27 protein-coding genes are annotated in these 22,294 nt (G+C 58.9%); 13 read left to right on the forward strand and 14 right to left on the reverse strand.

Annotated elements, in window-relative coordinates; translation table 11 throughout:
- Positions 1-103 precede the first annotated feature (103 nt).
- Positions 104-439 carry a hypothetical protein gene (locus V8J82_RS07785; protein WP_339973887.1) on the forward strand — a complete coding sequence of 112 codons (336 nt, stop codon included), beginning with the start codon at positions 104-106 and terminating at the stop codon, positions 437-439.
- Positions 440-588: 149 nt separating this feature from the next.
- Here the strand turns inward: V8J82_RS07785 and V8J82_RS07790 are convergent, their stop codons facing one another.
- Complete coding sequence (locus tag V8J82_RS07790; protein ID WP_339973888.1) at positions 589-765, reverse strand: hypothetical protein; 177 nt, start codon at positions 763-765, stop codon at positions 589-591.
- A 196-nt stretch (positions 766-961) separates the two neighbouring features.
- On the opposite strand from V8J82_RS07790, the gene V8J82_RS07795 reads away from it, so the two are divergent.
- From V8J82_RS07795 to V8J82_RS07805, 3 genes are read left to right on the forward strand one after another with little or no spacing between them, the layout of a single operon-like run.
- Positions 962-1,426 carry a c-type cytochrome gene (locus V8J82_RS07795; RefSeq protein ID WP_339973890.1) on the forward strand — a complete coding sequence of 155 codons (465 nt, stop codon included), beginning with the start codon at positions 962-964 and terminating at the stop codon, positions 1,424-1,426.
- A 12-nt stretch (positions 1,427-1,438) separates the two neighbouring features.
- Positions 1,439-1,783, forward strand: coding sequence for a copper resistance CopC family protein (locus tag V8J82_RS07800; RefSeq protein ID WP_339973892.1), 345 nt, complete (start codon positions 1,439-1,441; stop codon positions 1,781-1,783).
- 41 nt (positions 1,784-1,824) lie between these two features.
- Entirely contained in the window at positions 1,825-2,658 is an 834-nt protein-coding gene (locus tag V8J82_RS07805) for a CopD family protein (RefSeq protein WP_339973894.1), read from the forward strand.
- A gap of 4 nt (positions 2,659-2,662) precedes the next feature.
- Here the strand turns inward: V8J82_RS07805 and V8J82_RS07810 are convergent, their stop codons facing one another.
- Complete coding sequence (locus V8J82_RS07810) at positions 2,663-2,935, reverse strand: metal-sensitive transcriptional regulator (RefSeq protein ID WP_339973896.1); 273 nt, start codon at positions 2,933-2,935, stop codon at positions 2,663-2,665.
- Positions 2,936-3,295: 360 nt separating this feature from the next.
- On the opposite strand from V8J82_RS07810, the gene V8J82_RS07815 reads away from it, so the two are divergent.
- On the forward strand, positions 3,296-3,457 hold the full coding sequence (locus tag V8J82_RS07815) for a hypothetical protein (protein ID WP_339973898.1): 162 nt from the start codon (positions 3,296-3,298) through the stop codon (positions 3,455-3,457).
- Positions 3,458-4,026: 569 nt separating this feature from the next.
- On the opposite strand, the gene V8J82_RS07820 is transcribed toward V8J82_RS07815, so the two are convergent.
- Positions 4,027-4,551, reverse strand: a complete 525-nt coding sequence (locus V8J82_RS07820) for an ASCH domain-containing protein (protein ID WP_339973900.1) — start codon at positions 4,549-4,551, stop codon at positions 4,027-4,029.
- Between the two features lie 123 nt (positions 4,552-4,674).
- The gene (gene zapE, locus V8J82_RS07825; RefSeq protein ID WP_339973902.1) at positions 4,675-5,763 is read right to left on the reverse strand and encodes a cell division protein ZapE; all 1,089 of its coding nucleotides are present in this window, start codon (positions 5,761-5,763) and stop codon (positions 4,675-4,677) included.
- A 147-nt stretch (positions 5,764-5,910) separates the two neighbouring features.
- Here zapE and V8J82_RS07830 point away from each other — a divergent pair, with 147 nt between their 5' ends.
- Entirely contained in the window at positions 5,911-7,158 is a 1,248-nt protein-coding gene (locus tag V8J82_RS07830) for an MFS transporter (RefSeq protein WP_339973905.1), read from the forward strand.
- Here V8J82_RS07830 and V8J82_RS07835 read toward each other — a convergent pair.
- Genes V8J82_RS07835 through V8J82_RS07850 form a run of 4 tightly spaced genes read right to left on the reverse strand, consistent with a single transcriptional unit; the run spans position 7,155 to position 10,505 of the window.
- Positions 7,155-8,066, reverse strand: a complete 912-nt coding sequence (locus V8J82_RS07835) for an ornithine cyclodeaminase family protein (RefSeq protein ID WP_339973907.1) — start codon at positions 8,064-8,066, stop codon at positions 7,155-7,157. The two genes, V8J82_RS07830 and V8J82_RS07835, sit on opposite strands and share 4 nt — an antisense overlap.
- Positions 8,063-8,686 (reverse strand): HAD family hydrolase, encoded by a 624-nt coding sequence (locus V8J82_RS07840; RefSeq protein ID WP_339973909.1) that lies wholly within the window; start codon positions 8,684-8,686, stop codon positions 8,063-8,065. The genes V8J82_RS07835 and V8J82_RS07840 overlap by 4 nt, the downstream gene beginning before the upstream one ends.
- Positions 8,676-9,509, reverse strand: coding sequence for an S-formylglutathione hydrolase (gene fghA / locus V8J82_RS07845; RefSeq protein WP_339973911.1), 834 nt, complete (start codon positions 9,507-9,509; stop codon positions 8,676-8,678). The genes V8J82_RS07840 and fghA overlap by 11 nt, the downstream gene beginning before the upstream one ends.
- Positions 9,510-9,566: 57 nt before the next feature.
- Positions 9,567-10,505, reverse strand: a complete 939-nt coding sequence (locus V8J82_RS07850) for an AEC family transporter (protein WP_339973913.1) — start codon at positions 10,503-10,505, stop codon at positions 9,567-9,569.
- A gap of 133 nt (positions 10,506-10,638) precedes the next feature.
- Here V8J82_RS07850 and V8J82_RS07855 point away from each other — a divergent pair, with 133 nt between their 5' ends.
- Positions 10,639-11,253: a TetR/AcrR family transcriptional regulator gene (locus tag V8J82_RS07855; RefSeq protein WP_339973915.1), complete on the forward strand. Its 615-nt coding sequence runs from the start codon at positions 10,639-10,641 to the stop codon at positions 11,251-11,253.
- A gap of 246 nt (positions 11,254-11,499) precedes the next feature.
- Positions 11,500-12,231 carry a hypothetical protein gene (locus V8J82_RS07860; protein ID WP_339973917.1) on the forward strand — a complete coding sequence of 244 codons (732 nt, stop codon included), beginning with the start codon at positions 11,500-11,502 and terminating at the stop codon, positions 12,229-12,231.
- Positions 12,232-12,291: 60 nt separating this feature from the next.
- Here V8J82_RS07860 and V8J82_RS07865 read toward each other — a convergent pair whose 3' ends face one another.
- The 5 genes from V8J82_RS07865 to V8J82_RS07885 form a co-directional block, all read right to left on the reverse strand.
- A complete protein-coding gene (locus tag V8J82_RS07865) occupies positions 12,292-13,005 on the reverse strand; it encodes an NYN domain-containing protein (protein WP_339973919.1) in 714 nt (237 codons plus the stop codon).
- 63 nt (positions 13,006-13,068) lie between these two features.
- Positions 13,069-13,470, reverse strand: a complete 402-nt coding sequence (locus V8J82_RS07870) for a SecDF P1 head subdomain-containing protein (RefSeq protein ID WP_339973922.1) — start codon at positions 13,468-13,470, stop codon at positions 13,069-13,071.
- Between the two features lie 46 nt (positions 13,471-13,516).
- Positions 13,517-13,942 (reverse strand): hypothetical protein, encoded by a 426-nt coding sequence (locus V8J82_RS07875; RefSeq protein WP_339973924.1) that lies wholly within the window; start codon positions 13,940-13,942, stop codon positions 13,517-13,519.
- Between the two features lie 90 nt (positions 13,943-14,032).
- Positions 14,033-14,626 carry an ATP-dependent Clp protease proteolytic subunit gene (locus tag V8J82_RS07880; RefSeq protein ID WP_339973926.1) on the reverse strand — a complete coding sequence of 198 codons (594 nt, stop codon included), beginning with the start codon at positions 14,624-14,626 and terminating at the stop codon, positions 14,033-14,035.
- Positions 14,627-14,653: 27 nt separating this feature from the next.
- Positions 14,654-15,766 (reverse strand): S-(hydroxymethyl)glutathione dehydrogenase/class III alcohol dehydrogenase, encoded by a 1,113-nt coding sequence (locus V8J82_RS07885; RefSeq protein WP_339973929.1) that lies wholly within the window; start codon positions 15,764-15,766, stop codon positions 14,654-14,656.
- Between the two features lie 227 nt (positions 15,767-15,993).
- On the opposite strand from V8J82_RS07885, the gene V8J82_RS07890 reads away from it, so the two are divergent.
- The 5 genes from V8J82_RS07890 (at position 15,994) to infB (ending at position 22,021) form a co-directional block, all read left to right on the forward strand.
- Complete coding sequence (locus tag V8J82_RS07890; protein ID WP_339973931.1) at positions 15,994-16,356, forward strand: I78 family peptidase inhibitor; 363 nt, start codon at positions 15,994-15,996, stop codon at positions 16,354-16,356.
- Positions 16,357-16,501: 145 nt separating this feature from the next.
- The gene (gene rimP, locus V8J82_RS07895; protein WP_339973933.1) at positions 16,502-17,089 is read left to right on the forward strand and encodes a ribosome maturation factor RimP; all 588 of its coding nucleotides are present in this window, start codon (positions 16,502-16,504) and stop codon (positions 17,087-17,089) included.
- Positions 17,090-17,093: 4 nt separating this feature from the next.
- Complete coding sequence (gene nusA / locus V8J82_RS07900; RefSeq protein WP_339973935.1) at positions 17,094-18,872, forward strand: transcription termination factor NusA; 1,779 nt, start codon at positions 17,094-17,096, stop codon at positions 18,870-18,872.
- Between the two features lie 24 nt (positions 18,873-18,896).
- Positions 18,897-19,529 (forward strand): RNA-binding protein, encoded by a 633-nt coding sequence (locus V8J82_RS07905; protein WP_339973938.1) that lies wholly within the window; start codon positions 18,897-18,899, stop codon positions 19,527-19,529.
- A complete protein-coding gene (infB, locus tag V8J82_RS07910; protein ID WP_339973940.1) occupies positions 19,526-22,021 on the forward strand; it encodes a translation initiation factor IF-2 in 2,496 nt (831 codons plus the stop codon). The genes V8J82_RS07905 and infB overlap by 4 nt, the downstream gene beginning before the upstream one ends.
- A gap of 69 nt (positions 22,022-22,090) precedes the next feature.
- Here infB and V8J82_RS07915 read toward each other — a convergent pair whose 3' ends face one another.
- Positions 22,091-22,261, reverse strand: coding sequence for a hypothetical protein (locus tag V8J82_RS07915; RefSeq protein ID WP_339973942.1), 171 nt, complete (start codon positions 22,259-22,261; stop codon positions 22,091-22,093).
- Between the last annotated feature and the right edge of the window lie 33 nt (positions 22,262-22,294).

The raw sequence follows: 22,294 nt of genomic DNA on the forward strand, positions 1-22,294 counted from the left end.
TGATCCTGAAATGTGGCGCTACCATAATGGGTGCGACTAGGATCGCCTAAAGTGACCCATCCTCGTGACTTGTCCAAATCATATACCCCAGTAGGTATTTGTGATGGCTCGCTTAGTCCTGTCGATCATTCTTGTTGTTGAACTCGCCGGTGCATCCACCGCGTCCGTGATGCATGGCTTGAACCACGGATCGGATCACGCCGACCACCAAGCTGAAATGAAAGAAAGCGATCTGTTGGCTAATGCTGAGAAGGCACTTGCGGATTGTTGCGACACCGCCAGCGGCATGGGATCAACGCCCTGTTTTGGCGATCTTGTCGCCACATCGACGCTTTCGCCGGTTGAGCCCGCAAGCAGAACGGCCAGTGGTTTGCTGTTCGCTGATGTCGATTTTTCAAACCTGACGCTGGCTATTCCAACCGGTCCTCCGAGAGTTTGAACGGCACCGGGCACTTGCCCGCAATCCATTCAACTTTCAATTCAAAGGATCGACAGACATGATCACACGTCGTCACTTCACCACTCTTTCCACAACGGCCTTTGTCGTGGCTGCTCTGCCTGCCCGTGCAGGCACGCCTATGCACGTTCTCACGTCGCCAGGCTGCGGTTGCTGTCACGCTTGGGCTGATTTGGCGCGCGCGCGGCTACCCCGTCACCGTCGAGGAACTGACCGACCCCGATGCGCAAAAGGCAGAGCGCGGCATTCCGCTTGAGCTCGCCTCCTGTCACACCATTGAAGCGGATGGATATGTGTTTGAAGGGCATGTGCCGTTCGAAGCATTGGAAGCTGTTTTGCAGGACCGCCCAGACATCACTGGGCTTGCTGTTCCAGGCATGCCGATGGGCTCTCCTGGCATGGGAGATGACCCGTCCGCCCGTTACGATGTGATTGCGTTTGTGGAGAGGCTGGCACCGGCAAGGTGTACTACCTTTCTGGTACAGCTCAGCCGTTCGACATCTGATGTTAAGTCGCAAGGCAGTTTTGCTAACCGGCGGGCTCGCGCTCGCCGGATTCGCCGCCGCATTCGTTCTAGCCCAAGCCTCCGAAGCTGTCGGTCTATTAACACCGGACGACGCCGAAGTGGTCGCCATGGGCCAAAGCATCTACGCAGACCAATGTGCTGCCTGCCATGGTGCGCGCCTGGAGGGACAACCAAACTGGCGCATACGTGGCGAGGATGGTTTGCTTCCAGCGCCGCCACATGACGCCACAGGGCACACATGGCACCATGATGACGAAACGCTTTTCACCCTGACCAAATATGGGCTTGCCGGTCTGATGGAGAACGCGCCACCATCTGGCATGCTTGTCTATGAGGGCGTGCTCAGCGACGATGAGATCATTGCGGTGCTGTCTTTCATCAAGTCAACTTCGCCCGACGACATTCGTCAATATCACGACGAACTGAACGCCCAATCCGAATAGAGGAAAATTCAAATGATAAAACAAACTCTTCTCGGCCTAGCCGTGGTGTTGGCTCCGATGCTTGCGGCCGCACATTCAAATTCTGAAGCAACGACACCTGCTGAAGGGGCGACGGTCGCAGATGTGCCGGAGCTTTCGATGCGGTTCGATGATCCGATGCGCATAGTCTCTGTCACGTTAACCTCAACCGATGGTGACGTCGAAATCGAACGCGAGACCGGTATGGAGCCTGCCACAGAATTCCGGGCTTTGCCTTTGGAAGAGCTTACGCCTGGAAGCTATCGCTTCGATTGGCGGGGTATGGCCTCAGACGGCCACCCGATGCAGGGAAGCTTCTCTTTCACGGTCGCTGAGTGACCGGACTCGCGCCTGTCGATGGTCTTGTCGTTTTGGCCATCTTGGCCAAAGCGATTGGCTATGGCGCGGCACTCCTCGCGATGGGGGGCGTGCTATTTTCCTTCATCTTTGCCAAGCACGCAGAGGCATCTGTCCTTCACCTTGCGAGGCAGCTTGCGGTCGGTGCGGCGCTTGTCGGTCTCGCCGTGCTGGCTCTTCGTTTCGGCATTCGTGCAGCACGGATATCAGGAATGGGCTTTGAGGGCGCAATGGACCCAATGATGCTCGGCTTCGTTTGGGAAAGCCCGCTTGGCACCGCCGCGATTTGGCGTGGGGTTGGCGAACTCGCGATACTTGCGATTTTGGTACCCCGAATAGGGCAGTGGATCGCTCTGATGGGGTGCCTTGCTGTTGCGATATCCTTTGCTCAGGTGGGGCACGCTCTCGGGGAGCCAAGGGCGGCTTTAGCGGTCTTTCTGGTGCTGCACCTTCTGGCCGCTGCTTTCTGGATTGGTGCCCTCGCGCCTTTGCGCCGCGCGACGCTCTTGCCTACTGGTGCCGATCTACTGCACCACTTTGGCAATATTGCTGCTTTTGGGATTGCCGTCCTGATCATTGCGGGAACAGCGCTCGCGTATCTTCTTTCGGGATCGTTGGCCGCCTTGTTTGGAACCGCTTATGGCTTGGGGCTCTTGGTCAAAGTAGGGATTGTCTCAGCGTTACTTGGCTTGGCTACGCTGAATAAGGTTAGATTTGTTCCGGCCCTGCGTGTTGCGAAGCCAGGCGCAACTCATGCGCTACGACAATCGATTTCATTGGAGATGCTGGCTGTCGCACCGATCCTGTTGGCGACTGCAACTATTACCAGTGTGACGACACCGCCCATCAATCTTTAACAGCTTAGCCGCGCGCCTTGTCGAGCAGTTCAAGCAATTCAGTGAATTTTGCCCGTTGGTCTTCTCGATCACCCGAGGCAAGTGCGTCCTCGATACAGTGCGACGCGTGATCATCGATCACGAGCTTTTCGACGCCTTTCAGCGCCGCGCGTACTGCCGCGATTTGCTTCAAAACATCGACGCAATAGCGATCTTCTTCGACCATCCGGGCGATCCCGCGGACCTGCCCCTCAAGGCGTTTCAGGCGTTTCAAAGTAGCTTCGCGATTTCCGTGCATGAATATCTTTTCGCACGATGGCAGTGAGAAAGTCCCGCATTACCGCCTTCCGCAGCGGCTAGTTTCGAGCACTTGGAGCGAACGATAACTCGGGCAGGCACTTTACAATATCCCGCAGGTTGCTCGAAGGTCGGGGCTGACTACCCTGGCAAAGCGAACCGAAGGTTGCAGCAGCGGAGCAAACATACTCGAAGAGCCCAAGTGATTAAGGCGGTGTTTTCGATGAATTTCAGCGCCTTGGCAGATTGCAAAACCAGATCGCCTTGGCAACGATAGCCTTGCACGCTTCCAACACAAGTAAGGACTGCCACGGTGAGTGACATCGGAAAGCTGGCTGGATAGTTTGCCATCGCATTGGTTATGACAGCCCTGACAATTCTGGCCCATGAGATTGCACATTACCTCGGTGCCGTTGCGATTGGGGCTCAGAAGTTCGCCCTGCATTGGGCCGACATAACCTTTGATGAAACCGCTCTCGACAGACAGAATCTTGCGGTCACTTGGCTGGCTGGACCGCTTTGACCCACAGCATCATTCTCTTGGTCTGTTTAAGTGGTGCCACGAACCCGACGGCGCTATCATTGGGCCTCGGCGCGGGCGGGCGAAGCATTCTGCTCCTTCCTTTCGAGATCAAAAGGTTACTGGGTGGAAACACATCCGGCTTTTCATCCGACGAAGTTCAGGTGTCCCAGGCGCTTGGCATCGGGGCCTTGCCCCTGGCGGCTCTTGCATTGGTGTTGGGCGTTGGCAGCCTAATTTGGTTTCTGAGTCACACTTTTCATAGAGAGGGAGTGTCTTTGGTTATCGTGCTGATTGTCGGCACAATGGGCGGCTTTGTGCTTTGGAGCTTTGTGGGTCCAATACTTCTGCCCGGAGGCAGAGGTTACGACTAGTCGGGTCCAACCGCGCAGTGCGGGACGAATGGGATATAACTGTCATTTTGTATCTGCTAGAGCCTGGTGGGATATTCCGTTGGGCTTAGCGATCTACAAGCTGAGGCCGGTGTCGCATGGCCGCGGACTTTTTTCGCTTCAATCAGTCGCCTCAGTTCCGTTCCGCAAGACCGCTCGTCAAAGCATTCGCCAATCGTCCTAGCACCTTGGTTTCCGCCGTCCGAACGGCTTTACCGGCGTTTCGGCGAAGTGGACGGGCATGTCGCCAAACAGGCCACCATCTGCGGTGCCCCAGTCTCGCATCCAGAGCAGCGGCTCGGCCAAATCTCCGCTCGCTTGCCATGCGAAATAGCCCAGGGCGCCCGTGGCGGGGATGGGGTCACAGGGCACTGGGTCGCGCAGGGCTAACCCCGCCTCACCGCCGAACCATGGGCTGTCACTTATCGTGACGATCTCCACCACCTCAACCGACCCGATGATGGCGCCACGCGGCAGCGCATCTGGCCGTGGCACCTGAATGCCGTCGCGCGCCCAGCGCCAAACGAGGTAGTCATATTCGTCCCGTTTCATCCCCGTCGCCGCATGGATGGCGATACGCCCCGGCGTCATCCGCCCCACCCGCATCGATCCAAGCGACCGGTTCTCCACATCCTTGCCGCCATGGATAATGGCCCATGCTGAGGGCTGGCGGACGGATAACGCAATGGGCGGCACGTCGATCATACGTCACAGCTAGCCGTCTCATCCAAGATTTCGAGCCCGCACAGAGGGCGCCATGGCCATGTCAGTGTACCGGGTGTGTACAAACTGTGTACGGATGTCACAGCCGCTTTCAGATCAGAATTTCTAATCTGACGCTGCGCCCCAACCGGCGCCCTGCATTTCACGCAGGCGGCTTGCCGTACGCTCGAATTCGAACGCGCCAGCCCCTTCCACATACAGTGCCTCCGGCACTGCATCGGCGCTGGCCACCAGGCGCACATGTCCTTCGTAAAGCGCGTCGATTAACGTCACGAAGCGCTTGGCCTCATTCGCATTGGCGGGCCCCATAACGGGGATGTGCTCCACTACCAACAACTTCACCGCACCTACCAGCGCCAGGTAATCGGCTGGGCCCAAAGGTTTGCCACACAGATCGTCGAATTCCATCCGCGCCTGTCCGGCCCAGAACCGCGGCACCGGCACGTCGCGGCCCTTCACCTCCAACGTCAGAGCTTCTTCGCGACCGCCTGTCAGGTCGTTCCAGATCAGATCGATGGCCCGCGCAGCAGTCGTATCGGCTGGCGTGAACCAGACCTGCTCGCCAGCCAAGCGATCCTGCCGGTAATCTGTCATCGCGTCGAGTTCATCGACCTCAAGGCGGTCCTCCAAAAGTGCGATAAACGGTAGAAAAAGCTGGCGATTCAGGCCATCCTTATACAGGTCTTTCGGGTGCCGGTTCGATGTCGTCACAATGACCACACCGGCCTCGAACAAGCGTTCAAACAGGCGCCCCACAATCATCGCATCGGCGATGTCGGTGATCTGCATCTCGTCGAAACACAGCAGCTTCAGATCCCGCGCGATGGCCTCGGCGACAGGTTTGATCGCATCATCCACACCGGTCTTCCGCGCCTCGTGCAGGGCGGCCTGCACCTCTTGCATGAAGGCGTGGAAATGCACACGCCGCTTACCGGTGACACCGGAATGCTGAAAGAACATGTCCATCAACATCGACTTGCCGCGCCCGACCCCACCCCACAGATAAAGGCCCTGCTTGCCCATGGGCTCTGCCTTGCGAAACCTGGCCAGAAAGCCCGAGCGCTGCGGTGCCTCTTGTTCCAACCTCTCGCGCACGCTCTCCAACCGCGCCATCGCCGCGCGCTGAGCCGGGTCGGGGCGCAGAAGACCTTCGGCAACGCGGGTATCATACAGAGCGGTCAGGTGTTGAGACATGGGCGACACCGATAGGCGAGTTGGTCGGATTTGCCCATCAAAATCAGAGCGATCAGAAAAAGTGAACTGTCACGCAACATTCTCTGATTTGACCCGAAGACGCATCTCAGCAAGTCTTACGCTGTGCACGGATTGAGGGCCGCATAGATGGACAGATCGGATCGATTGATCACACCGGTGCTGATCGGCGGCTGCGCGATCATCCTGATCAGCTTTGCCGTGCGCTCCAGCTTCGGCCTGTTCCAGATCCCGATCGCCGAAGAATTTGGCTGGCTGCGCGCCGAGTTCAGCCTGGCCATCGCCATCCAGAACCTCGCCTGGGGCATCGGGCAGCCTTTTTTTGGTGCCATTGCCGAGAAGTTTGGCGACCGCAAAGCCATCATCCTGGGCGTCGCGCTCTATGTGATCGGATTGGTCGTATCGGCCTACGCCATCACGCCCGAACAGCACCAGATGCTGGAAGTCTTGGTGGGCTTTGGGATCGCGGGCACTGGATTTGGTGTGATCCTCGCGATGGTGGGCCGCGCCACATCTGACGAGCATCGCTCGCTGGCGCTGGGCATCGCCACAGCCGCCGGATCGGCTGGCCAAATCGTCGGCCCGCCCTTGACCGAAGCGTTGCTGAGCGCGTTGCCATGGCAGAGCGTGTTCCTGGTCTTTGCGGCTATGATCTTTGCCTCGCTGCTGTTCCTGCCACTGCTCAAGGCGCCGGATCGCGACGATCCAGCAGCCCTGGAAACCACGTTGCTTCAGATCCTGGGCAAGGCGTTTCGCGACCCATCCTTCACCCTGATCTTCGTTGGGTTTTTCTCTTGCGGCTATCAATTGGGGTTCATCACTGCTCATTTCCCTGCCTTCGTCGAGGAATATTGCGGCCCCATCGCACCGGGCGGCGTGCTGCATTCGATGGGTGTCACAACGACATCGGCACTTGGCGCGCTGGCCATCTCGCTGATTGGCTTGGCCAATATCGGCGGCACGCTGTTTGCCGCGCATCTGGGCAAGAGCTATTCCAAAAAGAATCTGCTGGCCTGGATCTATGTGGGCCGAACCATCGCCGCGGCATTGTTCATCATACTACCGATCACACCGCTATCGGTGATCATTTTTTCGGTGGTGATGGGGTCGCTTTGGCTGGCGACGGTACCGCTGACCTCGGGCCTTGTCGGCTATATCTACGGCCTGCGCTTCATGGGTACGCTCTACGGGATCGTGTTCTTCAGCCACCAATTGGGCAGCTTCATGGGCGTATGGCTGGGCGGGCAGATGTATGACCTCTATGGCAACTACACACTGGTCTGGTGGGTTGGTGTGGCCGTCGGTGCGCTGAGCGCTGTAGTACATCTGCCGATCCGCGAAGTTCCCTTGGGCCAGCGCAGCGGGCAGGCGGCTTAAGCACCCCGCACGGCATCCAGGATGTAGCGAGCCACCATCAGATCCAGATGCGCGCCGCCGCCATTCTTGCACAAGGTGATCTCGTGGTCCGAGGTCCGATGCAGCATATCTAAATCGTAGAAATCACCAACGACATCGGACTCAAAAAACACACCCTCCTCCAGAGGGATCTTGAGCTCGCCGATATGGCCAAACGTGGTTTCGCGGCTATCCACAAAAACGCGCGAGCGGCGCAGGCAATCGTCATCGCCTTCGCGCATATCAGGACGGTAGGCGCCAATCAGATCCACATGTTGTCCGGGTTGCAGCCATTTGCCATGCAGGATCGGCTCGGTCGTCATGGTGCCCGAGCCGATGATTTCAGCCTCTTCGACGGCCTGTTGCAGCGTATAGGCCACCTTCATACCCGGAAAATCTTCGGCAAATCTTTCGGCCTTGGGCAGGGTGCGATTCCAAACGGTGAACTCCGCCCCAGGGAAGGCGGCACTATAGGCGGCATGGAGCGATCGGGCCACATTGCCCGCCCCGATCAGCAGGATCCGTTTCGCATCGGGTCGCGCCAGTTTCCGGGCCGCGAAAAGACTGTCGCCCGCCGTTTTCCATTTGGTCAGCAAATGGAAATCGACAATCGCTTCCAGTGTGCCATCGACATCAGAAAACAGGCTGACGCCGCCATTGATCATCGGCTGGCGCCGTTTGGCATTGCCCGGGAAAATCGTAGCGGTTTTCACCAATTGTCCCAGCCCGTCGATCCAAGCCGCGCGGTTCAGCAACGTATCCTCGCCACGATAAAGGAACGTATCCCCGATCTCGGCGCGCGGCACCCGATGCCCCGCTTCGATGGCGTCGGTCAGGGCCAGCCAATCCAGATGCGCCTCTGCCTCGGGGCCAATTATCGTTATGCTCATGGCTGCGCCTCCGCCTCGCTCAACAGGCCCTCGGCCACCAGCCGCGCAGCCCAGCCTGCGGGCCCTTCAAAAAGATGCGTTTTCCAACCGCGCGTGGCGGCAGCGGTGATATTCTCGGGCTTGTCGTCGGTAAACAACAGATCCGACGCTGCCATGCCGCTATTGGCCTCAAGCCGCGCATAGATCTCGGGCTCGGGTTTGACCACCTTCATCCGTCCCGACACATAGGCCCGGTCAAATTCCGTCAGGACCGGATAGGCGGCGCAGGCCACATCGAACGTGTCCCACCCGAAATTCGTCAGCGCAAACACCGGCACGCCCTTGGCCTTCAGTGCCCGCAAAAGGCGCACGGAATGCGGGATCTCGGGGGCGCACATCTTTAGCCAATCGTCATGCCAAATCATGATCTCGTCGGCGTAGTCGGGGTTGGCTTGGGCCACCTCCGCCACAACGCTTAGCAGGGTTTCGCCCAGATCGACTCGTTCGTTCATGCCATCCAAATCGACCGCTGCAAAGACGGCCTTCCGACGTGCTTCGCCGATGACCTGATCGTAATGCGCGATCGGATCCCACTTGATCAGCACGTTGCCTATATCGAAAACAACGCCTTCAACGGGCATAGAGCGCCTCGGCATGGAAGGTGATGTGGTCTTCCATGAAGGTCGACACGAAGAAATAGCTGTGATCGTAGCCCTTCTGAAGACGCATCTGGATCTCCTGGCGTTGCGCCGCGGCGGCTTCGGCCAGTGCCTCGGTCATTAGGAGGTCGCCGAACTGATCGTCGGTGCCTGTATCGATCAGGATCGGGCCATTAAAACGGCCCGCGCGCATGGCCAGCGTGGCATCATGTTTGGCCCATTTGACTTCATCGCTGCCAAGATAGGCGCCCAATTGCTTGCGGCCCCAATCGCTGGCCGAGGGATGGCAGATCGGCGCAAAGGCCGACACGCTGGCGAAGCGATCCGGGTGAGCCATGGCCAACGTCAGCGCGCCGTGTCCGCCCATCGAGTGACCGGTGATCGCCTGGCGGTCAGCGTCCAGAGCGAATTTTTCGAAGACCAGGGCAGGGAGATCTTCGGCGATGTAATCCCACATCCGATAATGCGGGGCCCAGGGGGCCTCGGTCGCGTTGACATAGAAGCCCGCGCCTTTGCCCAGATCGTAAGCCTCGTCATCGGCCACATCGTCGCCGCGCGGGGAAGTGTCAGGGAAGATTAGCGCAATGCCTTGTTCGGCGGCCCAACCTTGGGCGCCCGCTTTCACCATCGCGTTTTCATGGGTGCAGGTCAGGCCCGACAGATACCACAGGATGGGTACCGGTCCGAAGGCGGCCTCGTCCGGGAGAAACAGGCCAAAAATCATGTCGCAACCCGTCGCCGTCGAGGCATGGGAATAGACCCCCTGTACACCGCCGAATGCTTTGTTTTCGGATAAGGTTTCCATGCGCGTGCTCCCCTGTTTCGGCCATGGGTAGCGCGGCGGCAGGACAGGGTGCAACCGCTAGCTCCCCGATAGTGGAGCCAACCAGGCGATGATTGCCGAAACCGTCAGGATAGACAGCGCCGTGGAGACCAGAATGGTGGCGGAAACCCGCTGCGGCGCAACACCGTAATGCTGGGCCAGGATATAGACATTGCCTGCCACCGGCAGGGACGCCGCCGCGATCATCACCGCTGCCTCATAGTCTGGCACGTCGAACAGGACCAAGGCGCCGACCGCGACGGCGGCGGGATGCAGCGCCAGTTTACAGAAGGTCAGCCAGCCGGCCACGGTCAGACGCTCGGCCGATTTGCCGGCCAGGGACGCGCCGATGGCAAACAGGGCGCCCGGGGTGGCCGCGGCGCCCAGAATGGCCAGAAACTCATTGACCGGGCCGGGCACAGTCCACCCGGTCGTCGACCACGCAAGCCCCAGGCTGATCGATACGATCATCGGGTTTTTCACCAACCCGATGGCAACGGTTCGGATCACGCCCAGGGACATGCGGCCATCGCGGCTACCGGTCACGATGATCACGATCAAACTGGAGAAAACGATCAGATCCAGCGAGAGCACCAGCAGGATCGGGCCCGCCGCGGCCTCACCCAACAGCACCACCAGCATGGGCACACCCAAAAACCCGACATTGCCGATGATCGCGCATTGCGCCTCAAACGCGGCCTCTGCAATCAGGCGGCGGCGGATCATCGCCACGATTGTGGCCAGGATATAGACCGCAAAGCAGCCTGTCAGATAGGCTCCGACAAATTGCCAATCGAAGATTTCGGCCAACGATAAGTTGGCCGCGAATCGAAACAGCATCGCCGACAATGCGAAGTAGAAAACGAACTTGGTAAGATAGGCCGCCGCCTCCGAGGTGAAGAAACCCGTCCGGCAAGCCTGAAATCCCAATCCGATCAAGGCAAAGAACGGCAGTGTTTTCAAAAAGATCTCAACCATGCCTCTGCGCTACGCCACGCGCCTGGTCCTGTCCAGCGTTCGGGCATTCTACGCCCATGACGAAACGTCCAGCTTGCTCAAACTGAACTGACCAGTTTACAATAGATGTCAGGATGGGGCGTAACCGGACACAATGAACGCAGAAGCGCAGATCAAGCGGGGCCGCAAATTCGATCAAGTGATCGAAGGAGCCAGGGCTGTCTTCATGAGAGAAGGCTTCGAAGGCGCCAGCGTCGACGAGATTGCCCGCGATGCCGGTGTATCCAAGGCCACGCTTTACAGCTACTTTCCCGACAAACAGCATCTGTTTCTCGAAGTTCTGCGACAGGAATGCGATGCGCAATCCGAGGTCGAGGTGCTGTTCGAACACACCGGGCTATCGGTTGAAGAAAAGCTCTGTGTGATCTGCAAGAAGCTGATCACCTTCTTTCTCAGTGATTTTGGCCAAGACATGTTCCGCGTCTGCGTGGCAGAGGCGAAGCGATTTCCGGAGCTTGGCACGACCTTCTACGAGAGCGGCCCGAAGCATTGGGGCGAACGGATCGCAGGCTTTTTGCGCAGCGACAAGGCGCGCGCTGTGTTGGATATAGAAGACCCCTACCTTGCCGCAGATCAATTGGCGCAGTTATGTCGCACAGATCTGATGTTGAAGGTGATGTTCGGGATCGAGACCAATCCGAAAGAAGACGAGATTGATCGAATCGTGGATGAGGCGGTTCGCACGTTTCTGGCGCGCTACCGCCGCTGACACGACAAGTGTCATCGCACGCGCTTTCTGACTCTGAGGGTTGCGTCTCCATATACTGGATACTGGCGTTCTTCCTTCACCTTCTGAGAAAATAGTAGGTGTGCTTCGGAAAAGTTTGGTTTGAAAACCGTTATTTGGATGGAAATCAGGCAAGATTGTGAACAGAACGTTAACCGAACCCATGGAATTTTAGGTAAATCCGTGTAGAGTTGACACAGGGTAACTACGTTTTTAGGGAATACTCTTATGTTTAACTACAAGCTCGGCGCATTTCTCGCCGCTCTTGGGACGGCTGCATTTGCAACTGCTGCGCAGGCTGTTCCAGTAACTATCAGCTTTGATGGGCTTGGCGCCCAAAACAACCAACAGATCGTGAATGTGGGTGATGTGGGCGAGGGCGTTAATCTGTCGATCGACGCCGACACATTCCGTCGGATCAGCTTTGCACCTGCGGGTCCAGCCAGAACTTATCGCCTGAACGGTGACACCAGTGCTGTGGTAAACACCCAACAAGGTAGCGGTGACCAGGGTTTGGGCGTTCTCGATGAAGACGACTTCAACGACGACGTCGATGGATTTGGTGACAATGACATCCTGTTGTTCAGCTTTTCGCGGTCGGTGAACCTGCTTTCGATCACCTTCGACAACGTGAACGATGCCCTCTTTGGCAACGGCCCGGATGATTTCCTTGGCTTTGCATCGGCTGGCCCGATCGATCCAAGCGACACGTTTACCAGCATCATTCGTGACATCCCGAATGTCGCAGGCGACGATGGCGTGTTCACCATCGCGGCGCCTGGTGTTGCAGGTAGCTTCTTCGGGATCGGTGCAATCGGTAACAATGACTCCTGGCGCATCCGGTCGCTGACCGTGGATATTGCTCCGGTTCCGCTGCCCGCAGCTCTGCCGATGTTGGCCTTCGGCATTGGTGGTCTGATGATGGTTGGCCGTCGCCGCCGTCGTGCAGCCGCTGCCTAAGCACACAGCGTTAATTCTAAGAAAGGCGTGCCAGAGGGCGCGCCTTTTTTGTTGGGTGGATTAATCGAGCCGTCGAACGAGCACCTGATTGCCTTGGCCGCGCTTTGTTTCCAGCATTTTCAAGCTGTCGACCAAATCGCTTAGCTTTCGCTTGCCGTATGTGCGCGTATCGAAATCCGGGTTCGCCGCCGTCAGGTACTGACCCAGTTGGCCCAGAGAATACCAATCATCTTCCTGATTGATCCCATCCATCGCCTTAAAGATCAGATCGCGCGCTTCGTTGACCGGACGTGCCTCGGTCGCCTTCACCGTGCGTTCTTCGCCCTTCGGCACCTCGGGCAGGATATTTTCAATGAAGATGAACCGCTTGCACGCTTTGCGGAAAGCTTCGGGCGTTTTCTGCTGCCCGATCCCGTAAACATCGAGGCCCTGTTCGCGAATGCGGCTGGCCAAGCGTGTGAAATCGCTGTCGCTGGAGCACAGAACAAAGCCGTCGAACCGGCCTGAAAGCAGCAAATCCATAGCATCGATCACCAGCGCGATATCACTGGCGTTTTTGCCAACGGTATTTGCGGGCTGGTGGAAAGGGACGATGCCAAATTCGGCCTGAACGTTCGACCAGCCCTTCATATGGGTCGAACTGAAATCGCCATAGATCCGGCGCACCGACGCTTCGCCAAACCGCGCGATCTCTTCGAAGATGGCTTGGGCGTGTTTGTAGCTGGTATTGTCGGCGTCAATCAAAACGGCGAGGAGGGGTGTGCCATTTGCCATGTTATCAGCCCTTTCCAAGACATGTGAGCGGCGGTTCCGGACGCCAATAGGGCGACGTCCGGTTTATGATATCGGCCCGCAAGATCCTTCACCGGTTATGGCATCCAAAAGGTCCTGCGCTTCTTGGATCGTGAAACTTCCTGTAATGGCAATCTCACCAGCGGTGATCGGCGTTTGAATAACTGGTGCGGTGACAACCCGGCCACAGACCGCAATCTCAATGATCTCACCGACATGTTGGGATGTTTCCTGCGCGACCCAATCCGCGACATCTGCCGAAAACCGCAATCCAACCGCGGGTTGGCCGCTTGGTGGCGCATGAAATGTCCAAGCGTCCACCAAATCCTCCGATCCGACCTCGATGCTGTCGCTGGGGCTGTTCAAACGCAATGGTCCGGCATCTTGCGCACTGGCTGAAGTGGACAATGCACAGATCAGAAACGCCCAAAGGCCTGGAGCGCGCATTCAAAACGTCTCCCAAAATCGGTGGATCGCGCCCAACGCAGATCGCTTACTTCGTACCACCGCCTGCGCCACCGACCGGGGCAAGACCACCGACGGTACCGCCACCCGCGACGATTTCGTCCCAGATATCACCAAGGCGGTCCGCAATCGCTTCGCGCGCATCGCTGTCATCATCGACGTTGTAGACGACTAGGAACGGGGCGACGAGCCCGGTTTCATCGGCGCAGATGAACAGGCCATCCACGACCTCGCCGCGCAGATCGTAGCCACCGACCGTCCATTGCGACCGGCCCGTGAAACCGTCACCGCCAAACCGCTGGCGATAGACGCTAAAAGTCGTCTCGGCATAGGTCATGCAGGTCTGGCGGTCCGAAACCGATGCGAAGTCGGTCACGGTCCATCCTTCGGCCTGAGCAGCACCAGTAGCAGCCAGCGAAACAGCTGCTGCGGTTAGAAAACGATGAAATGTCATCAAGGGTCCTCCATAAAAAACGCTTTGAGGGGCGAAAAAAGGTGAAGATGCTCAGCGATCGATTGGATCGATTTCGGACCTCGCATCACGTTACGGCAGATCATCGATGGACGTGATCACACTACCCAACAAGCCATAGTCGAGCGCATCTTGCGTGGTCAGCCAGAAATCGCGGGCGGTGTCCTGCGCGATCCTCTCGGGGCTCTGGCCCGTCGCCTCGGAGAACAGGCGATGGAACCGTTCCTGCATGATCCGGATCTGCTCGGCCTGGATCTGAATATCTGTCGCCTGACCGCCAATGCCACCGGCGGGCTGGTGCAACAGGAACCGGGTATTGGGCAGACAGAAGCGGTTTTCTTTCTCCGCTCCAACAAAGATCAGGGCACCGGCACTTGCGACCCAGCCCGATCCGATAGCACGCACCGTGGGCCGGATGAACTTGATCACGTCATGGACCATGTCACCGGATTCCACATGCCCGCCGGGCGACGAGATATAAAGGTTGATCGGATCATCGTTGTCCTCGGACAGGGCGAGCAAATGCGTCACCGCCTGTCGCGCAACCTTGTCATTGATTTCACCGGTGATGATCACGTTGCGCGACCGGAAGAACAGCTGTTCGATACGGCCCTCGGGCTGTTTCTCGGTCTCTGCGCTGCCATCGTCCAACATCTTGGTCGTCATGTTCCATACTCCCTGTTGTGTGCAAAATCAGTAGACGACGACCGAGCGGATCGACTCGCCTTTGTGCATAAGGTCGAAACCATCATTGATCTGGTCTAGCGAAAGCTGGTGGGTGATCATGGGATCGATCTCGATCTTGCCTTCCATGTACCAATCCACAATCTGCGGCACATCGGTCCGGCCGCGGGCGCCGCCAAACGCTGTGCCACGCCAGGAGCGGCCGGTGACAAGCTGGAAGGGCCGCGTACTGATCTCGGCGCCCGCGGGGGCCACGCCGATGATAATCGATTCCCCCCAACCCTTATGGGCCGATTCAAGTGCGGCGCGCATCACCTGCACGTTGCCGGTGGCGTCGAACGTGTAGTCGGCGCCGCCTTTGGTCAGGTCGACCAAGTAAGGCACAAGATCCCCCTCGACCTCGGTGGGGTTCACATAATCGGTCATGCCGAAATGCTTGGCCATCTCGACTTTGCCCGGGTTGATATCCACGCCAACGATTTGATCGGCACCCGCCAACCGTAGCCCCTGGATCACATTCAGGCCAATCCCGCCGAGGCCGAAGACGATGGCGCGGCTGCCGATCTCGACCTTTGCGGTGTAGATCACGGCGCCAATCCCGGTCGTCACGCCGCAGCCGATGTAACAAATCTTGTCGAATGGCGCGTCGTCGCGAACCTTCGCAAGGCTGATCTCGGGTAGCACCGTATGGTTCGCGAAGGTCGAACAGCCCATATAGTGCAGGATCGGTGTGCCATCGAGCATCGAGAACCGGCTCGTGCCATCGGGCATCAGGCCCTGGCCCTGCGTCGCCCGAACCTTCTGGCAGAGATTGGTCTTGGGATGCAGGCAATATTCGCATTCGCGACATTCCGCCGTGTAAAGCGGGATCACGTGGTCGCCGGGCTTCAGGCTTGTCACACCTTCGCCCACCTCCATCACGACGCCAGCGCCCTCATGGCCGAGGATCGCGGGAAACAGACCTTCGGGATCGGCACCCGAAAGCGTGAATTCATCGGTATGACAGATGCCGGTGGCCTTGATCTCGACCAGCACTTCGCCGGCGCGGGGGCCATCCAGATTGACATCCATAATCTCCAGGGGCTTGCCGGCCTCAAGGGCGACGGCGGCACGGGTCCGCATGTGATGTGTTCTCCCATCTTCGTGTTTGATAAGCAGCTTGGGATAATCCGGCGGCCAACGCAACGGAGGATAGCCGCCGCACCTGTGACGCAGATGTGTGTTGTGCCGCAGCTTTCGTGAATGCAGGGCGACAGAGGTCAGGTTCCCCGTACCCTACGAGCTCTTGAGTAGTATTTCAGTCGTCGGTCAGTCATCCAGGACGCAGTTTTATTAGCAGAGTTGACCCCATGACCTTTCGATCCAAAACCCTTATCATCCTTTTGCTGTCGCTAACCCCGGCCATTGCCAGTGCACAGGTCTATCCCAACTACAATTTCGGCGATGCCGGGATCGGGGGCGTCAATCCCGGTTACATCAATGGCGTCTATCCACCCGCTGCCACAGGCGGGCAGCCTTTGCCCGTCGTTGGTACAGATTGCGGCGCGACCCTCGCGCAGCACTACGTGGGCCATAGCGCCGAGGATGTTCCGGTGGTCGGAGGCGCCCGCGTGATCGGGCCCGACACGATTGTCACCCAAGAATACAACCCCAACCGGTTGAACCTGGCCACCGACGGGAACGGTATCATCACACGCGCCTATTGCGGATGATAGCTTAGGCGCCGAAAGACCGTCACTTGCACCCCAGGACGATTCCCCCTATATCCGCGTTAACAGCGGCGTTGGGGCAACCTGACACCACCGGAAATTCAACGGGCCGCACGGCCCGTTTTTTTGTTTCTATGCACTGCTACACATGATGTCCGATCTGATCGCCAAGACTTCTATCGACCGCAGGATGGCTGAAATCCTGGTTCCCGTGATTGAAAATCTCGGCTTCGAAGTCGTGCGCATCCGCGTCATGGGCGGCAAGACCAACACGCTTCAAGTCATGGCGGAACGCCCCGAGGGCGGCATCGAGGTCGACGATTGCGCCGAGATTTCCAATGCGATCTCCGTGGTGCTTGATGTCGAAGACCCTTTGGAAGATGCCTATGCGCTGGAAGTCTCCAGCCCCGGCATCGACAGACCGCTGACGCGGCTCAAGGATTTTGATACATTCGAAGGCTACGAGGCCAAGCTGGAAACCACGGAAATGATCGATGGCCGCCGCCGCTTCAAAGGCGTGCTGGCGGGCATCGAAGGTGACGACGTTTTGCTGAACCTCGACGTGAACGGCGAGGTTCAGACCGTGGGCCTGCATTTCGATTGGCTCAGCGACGCGAAGCTTGTCCTGACCGACGACCTGATCAAAGAGATGCTCAAGCAGCGCAAGGCGGCAGGCATCATCGACGAAACCCAATTTGACGAGATCGAGGAAGAGCCCTCGAAGGCGGAGGACTAAGCCAATGGCCATCACATCAGCCAACCAGCTGGAATTGCTGCAAACCGCCGAGGCGGTGGCGCGCGAAAAGATGATCGACCCCGGTCTGGTCGTCGAAGCGATGGAAGAATCGCTCGCCCGTGCCGCAAAATCGCGCTACGGGTCCGAGCTGGATATCCGCGTGTCCATCGACCGCAAGACAGGCCGCGCCACCTTTACCCGAGTGCGCACCGTGACCGACCCGGAGATGCTGGAAAACGACAAGGCCGAGATGCTGCCCGATGATGCGGTGGCTTTGGTGAAGGGTGATCGCCCGAACGTTGTTGTCTTCAGCGCGAAATCACCGATCTACGATGAAGAAGGTGAGCTGGTGGAAACCCGCGATGTGCGCCGCTTTGTGCTGCGTGCACCGACCGAGACCGACCGGATGCTGACCGAAGGCATCGATCAAAGCGTCACGCCCGAGCTGGGCGATCTGATCGCGGACGAAGTGCCGCCCGTGGAAATGGGCCGGATCGCGGCACAATCCGCCAAGCAGGTGATCTTGCAGAAGGTCCGCGAGGCCGAGCGTGACCGGCAATATGCGGAATTCAAGGATCGCGTTGGTCAGATAATCAACGGTACCGTCAAGCGCGAGGAATATGGCAACGTCATCGTCGATGTGGGCGCGGGCGAAGCGCAACTGCGCCGCAACGAAAAGATCGGACGCGAAGCCTATCGCAACGGCGACCGTATCCGCTGCTATATCAAGGATGTGCGGCGTGAGAATCGCGGTCACCAGATCTTCCTGTCGCGCACCGCGCCGGAATTCATGGCGGAATTGTTTAAGATGGAAGTGCCTGAGATCTATGATGGCATCATCGAGATCAAAGCCGTCGCCCGCGACCCGGGCAGCCGCGCCAAGATCGCGGTGATTTCCTACGACAGCGGCATCGATCCCGTCGGTGCCTGTGTGGGGATGCGCGGCAGCCGCGTGCAGGCCGTTGTGAATGAACTTCAGGGCGAAAAGATCGACATCATCCCGTGGAACGAAGATGCGCCGACCTTCCTGGTCAACGCGCTTCAGCCTGCCGAGGTGACGAAGGTTGTTCTGGATGAAGATGCCGAGCGTATCGAGGTTGTCGTGCCGGATGAACAACTTAGTCTTGCTATCGGCCGCCGCGGTCAAAATGTGCGCTTGGCCTCGCAATTGACCAACCTGGATATCGACATCCTGACCGAGGAAGAAGAATCCAAGCGTCGCCAGGCCGAATTCGAAGAGCGCACGAAGCTGTTCATGGATACCCTGGATCTGGATGAATTCTTCGCCCAGCTTCTGGTCGCCGAGGGCTTCACCGCGTTGGAAGAGGTCGCCTATGTCGAGGTGGACGAGCTTCTGGTGATCGATGGCGTCGATGAAGACACTGCGAATGAGCTTCAGGCACGCGCCCGCGACTACCTTGAGGCACAGAATAAACTGGCGCTAGAAAAGGCGAAGGAGATGGGCGTTGAAGACAGCCTTGTTGACTTTGAAGGCCTGACGCCCCAAATGCTTGTAGCCCTTGGCGAAGACGGCGTGAAAACGCTGGAGGATTTCGCCACTTGTGCCGATTGGGAATTGGCCGGGGGCTGGACCACTGTCGACGGCGAACGTGTGAAGGATGAGGGGCTATTGGAGCCTTTTGATGTGTCGCTTGAGGAAGCCCAGAACATGGTGATGACCGCACGGCTGCAATTGGGATGGGTGACCATCGAAGAGTTGGAGGCGCAAGCCGCAGCCGAGGCTGGCGATGCGGAAGTGGCCGAGGAGACGGCGGAGGGCTAACGCCCTCTTGCCCGGCGCGCGCCCATGAGCCGCGGTGGCCGACATAAGGACCGCTCCGACGGGCCCGAGCGCAAGTGCATCGCCACCGGTGAGGTGACGCCGAAGCGGGGTTTGATCCGGTTTGTGGTCGCCCCCGACGGTCAGATCGCGCCGGATGTATTGGAGCGCCTGCCGGGTCGCGGCCTCTGGGTCAGCGCCGATAGATCGGCACTTGAGCTGGCGGTGACAAAAAACCTGTTCTCGCGGGCTGCCAAACAACAGGTGGCCGTGCCCGCGGATTTGGTGGACCGGGTCGAAGCGGCCTTGGCGCGGCGCGTGACCGATTTGATTGCATTGAGCCGCAAGGCCGGAGACGCGGTCGCGGGATTTGAAAAGGTGAAGGATTGGCTGGCCACTAAAAAGGTCGGCGTCCTGCTTCAGGCCAGCGATGGATCTGAGCGGGGAAAATCGAAACTCTGGACCCCGGAAGGGGCTCGGTATTTTAGCGTTCTGACAGGCCAGGAATTGGGTTTGGCATTCGGACGCCAAAGTGTGATACATGGCGCGCTTGCCGCTGGTGGACTCGCCCCCCGTGTTGTAGAGGGGGCCGCGAAACTCCAGGGACTGCGCATTGCAGACGGTGGGACGACCACCGGGAAGGACAGACGGAACGCATGAGCGATCAGGACGGAAAAAAACCCCTTGGGCTCTCGGGTGGGGCCCGGTCGGGCCGCGTGAACCAAAGCTTTTCGCGCGGACGCACCAAATCTGTGGTGGTAGAGACCAAACGCAAGCGCGTGATGGTGCCCAAGCCGGGTGCACCTACCGCTGCGGCTGCGGCTGCCGAAGGGGGCAAGCGTGACAAGTCGGTGCCCGACGCCGAGATGGAGCGTCGCCTGAAGGCCCTTCAGGCTGCCAAAGCCCGTGAGGCCGAGGAACAGGAAGAACGCGCCAAGGCCGAGCGAGAGCGTGAAGAAGAACGCGCGCGCCGCCGCGCCGAAGCCGAAGCTAAAGAGCGCGAAGAGCGTGAACGCGAAGAAGCGCTGAAGGCCAAGGCCGAGGAAGATCAGCGTCGAAAAGCCGAGGAAGAGGCGCGCCGTAATGCGCCGCCGGCAGCCGCTGCAACCCCCGCACCCGCTGCTGGTGCGGCGGCCGGTGCAGCGGCTGCCGGCGGCCCGCGCGGTGGTGGTAAGGCTGCGCCTGCACGGCGTGAGCCTGAGCGTGACAACAAACGCGACAATCGTGGCCGCGGCAATGACGGTGGCGGACGCCGCGCTGGCAAGCTGACCGTCAACCAAGCTTTGGCCGGTGGCGAAGGTGGGCGGCAACGCTCGCTCGCCGCGATGAAGCGCAAGCAGGAACGTCAGCGTCAGAAGGCCATGGGTGGCCCAGTTGACCGTGAAAAGGTCACGCGCGACGTGCAGGTGCCGGAAACCATCGTCGTATCGGAACTTGCCAACCGGATGACCGAGAAGGTCGCCGATGTGGTGAAGGCTCTGATGAATAACGGCATGATGGTGACACAGAACCAAGTGATTGACGCGGACACTGCCGAATTGATCGTCGAGGAATTCGGCCACCGCGTTCAGCGTGTGTCGGATGCCGACGTCGAAGACGTAATCGATAGCGTTGAAGACAACTCGGAGGATCTGCAGGCACGTCCGCCGGTCATCACGATCATGGGCCATGTCGATCATGGCAAGACCTCGCTTCTGGACCGTATTCGCCAGGCCAATGTGGTCTCTGGCGAGGCGGGCGGTATCACGCAGCATATCGGGGCCTATCAGGTGACGACCGAAAGCGGTGCGGTCCTGTCCTTCCTGGACACGCCGGGCCACGCGGCCTTTACCTCCATGCGAGCGCGGGGCGCACAGGTTACCGATATTGTGGTCCTGGTCGTTGCGGCAGATGATGCCGTTATGCCGCAGACGGTCGAGGCGATTAACCACGCCAAGGCCGCCGAGGTGCCGATGATCGTGGCGATCAACAAGATCGACCGCCCTGCGGCGAACCCCGACAAGGTGCGCACCGACCTGCTGCAGCACGAGGTGATCGTCGAAAAGATGTCCGGCGATGTCCAGGATGTCGAAGTCTCCGCCATGACAGGCGACGGGCTGCCCGAATTGCTGGAGGCAATCGCGCTGCAGGCCGAATTGCTAGAGCTGAAGGCCAACCCGAACCGCGCGGCACAAGGTGCGGTGATCGAGGCGCAGCTTGATGTGGGCCGCGGCCCCGTCGCAACTGTGCTTGTTGAAAAAGGCACGCTGAAACAAGGCGATATCTTCGTCGTGGGTGAGCAATGGGGTAAAGTCCGCGCCTTGGTCAACGACCAGGGTGATCGCGTGAAAGAGGCCGGGCCATCAGTGCCGGTCGAGGTTCTTGGCCTCAACGGCACGCCAGAGGCTGGGGATGTCTTGAACGTCGTCGATACCGAAGCGCAAGCACGCGAGATCGCGGAATATCGCGAGAATGCCGCCAAGGATAAACGCGCTGCTGCCGGTGCCGCCGCCACGCTGGACCAATTGCTGGCCAAGGCCAAAGCCGACGAAAACGTTGCCGAATTGCCCATCGTGGTGAAAGCCGACGTGCAGGGTTCGGCCGAGGCGATTGTCCAAGCGCTCGAAAAGCTTGGCAATGACGAGGTGCGCGTGCGCGTGATCCACTACGGTGTGGGCGCGATCACCGAGTCGGACATTGGCCTGGCCGAAGCGTCGGGGACGCCAGTTATCGGCTTCAACGTGCGGGCCAATGCGCCCGCTCGGAATGCCGCAAACCAGAAGGGTGTCGAGATCCGGTATTATTCGGTGATCTACGATCTGGTGGATGATGTGAAAGCGGCTGCGTCGGGCCTTTTGGGCGCAGAGATCCGCGAAAACTTCATTGGCTACGCTACGATCAAGGAAACCTTCCGCGTTTCCGGCGTCGGCACGGTTGCTGGCTGCCTGGTGACCGAGGGTGTCGCGCGCCGATCCGCCGGTGTCCGTCTGCTGCGCGACGATGTGGTGATCCACGAGGGCACTTTGAAAACGCTCAAGCGCTTCAAGGACGAGGTCAAAGAAGTGCAATCCGGCCAGGAATGCGGGATGGCGTTCGAGAACTACGACGACATCCGTCCGGACGATGTGATCGAGATCTTCGAGCGCGAAGAGGTCGAACGCTCTCTCGCGTAGCCGATCAAAACATCTGATATAAAAAGGGCGCCCACTGGGCGCCCTTTTGCGTTCCGAAGAGTGATGGCTTTAGTCGTCTTCGCTTGCGTGGAAAATCAGAAGGGACGAGGTGTTGCTGCCTGCGGAACCGTTGGTTGATACGGTGACGTCGGTTGCACCGGCGGTGGTCGACTGGGCCTGTGCAGCGATCGGGGCAGTCAGTGCAGCGGCAACAGCGATGATAAGAGCGATACGGGTCATTAGAATGGTCCTTTCGAATGTGTGCGGCATGGG

Origin of the sequence: Gymnodinialimonas mytili (genome assembly GCF_037544085.1) — a bacterium.
Classification (GTDB): Bacteria; Pseudomonadota; Alphaproteobacteria; order Rhodobacterales; family Rhodobacteraceae; genus Gymnodinialimonas; species Gymnodinialimonas mytili.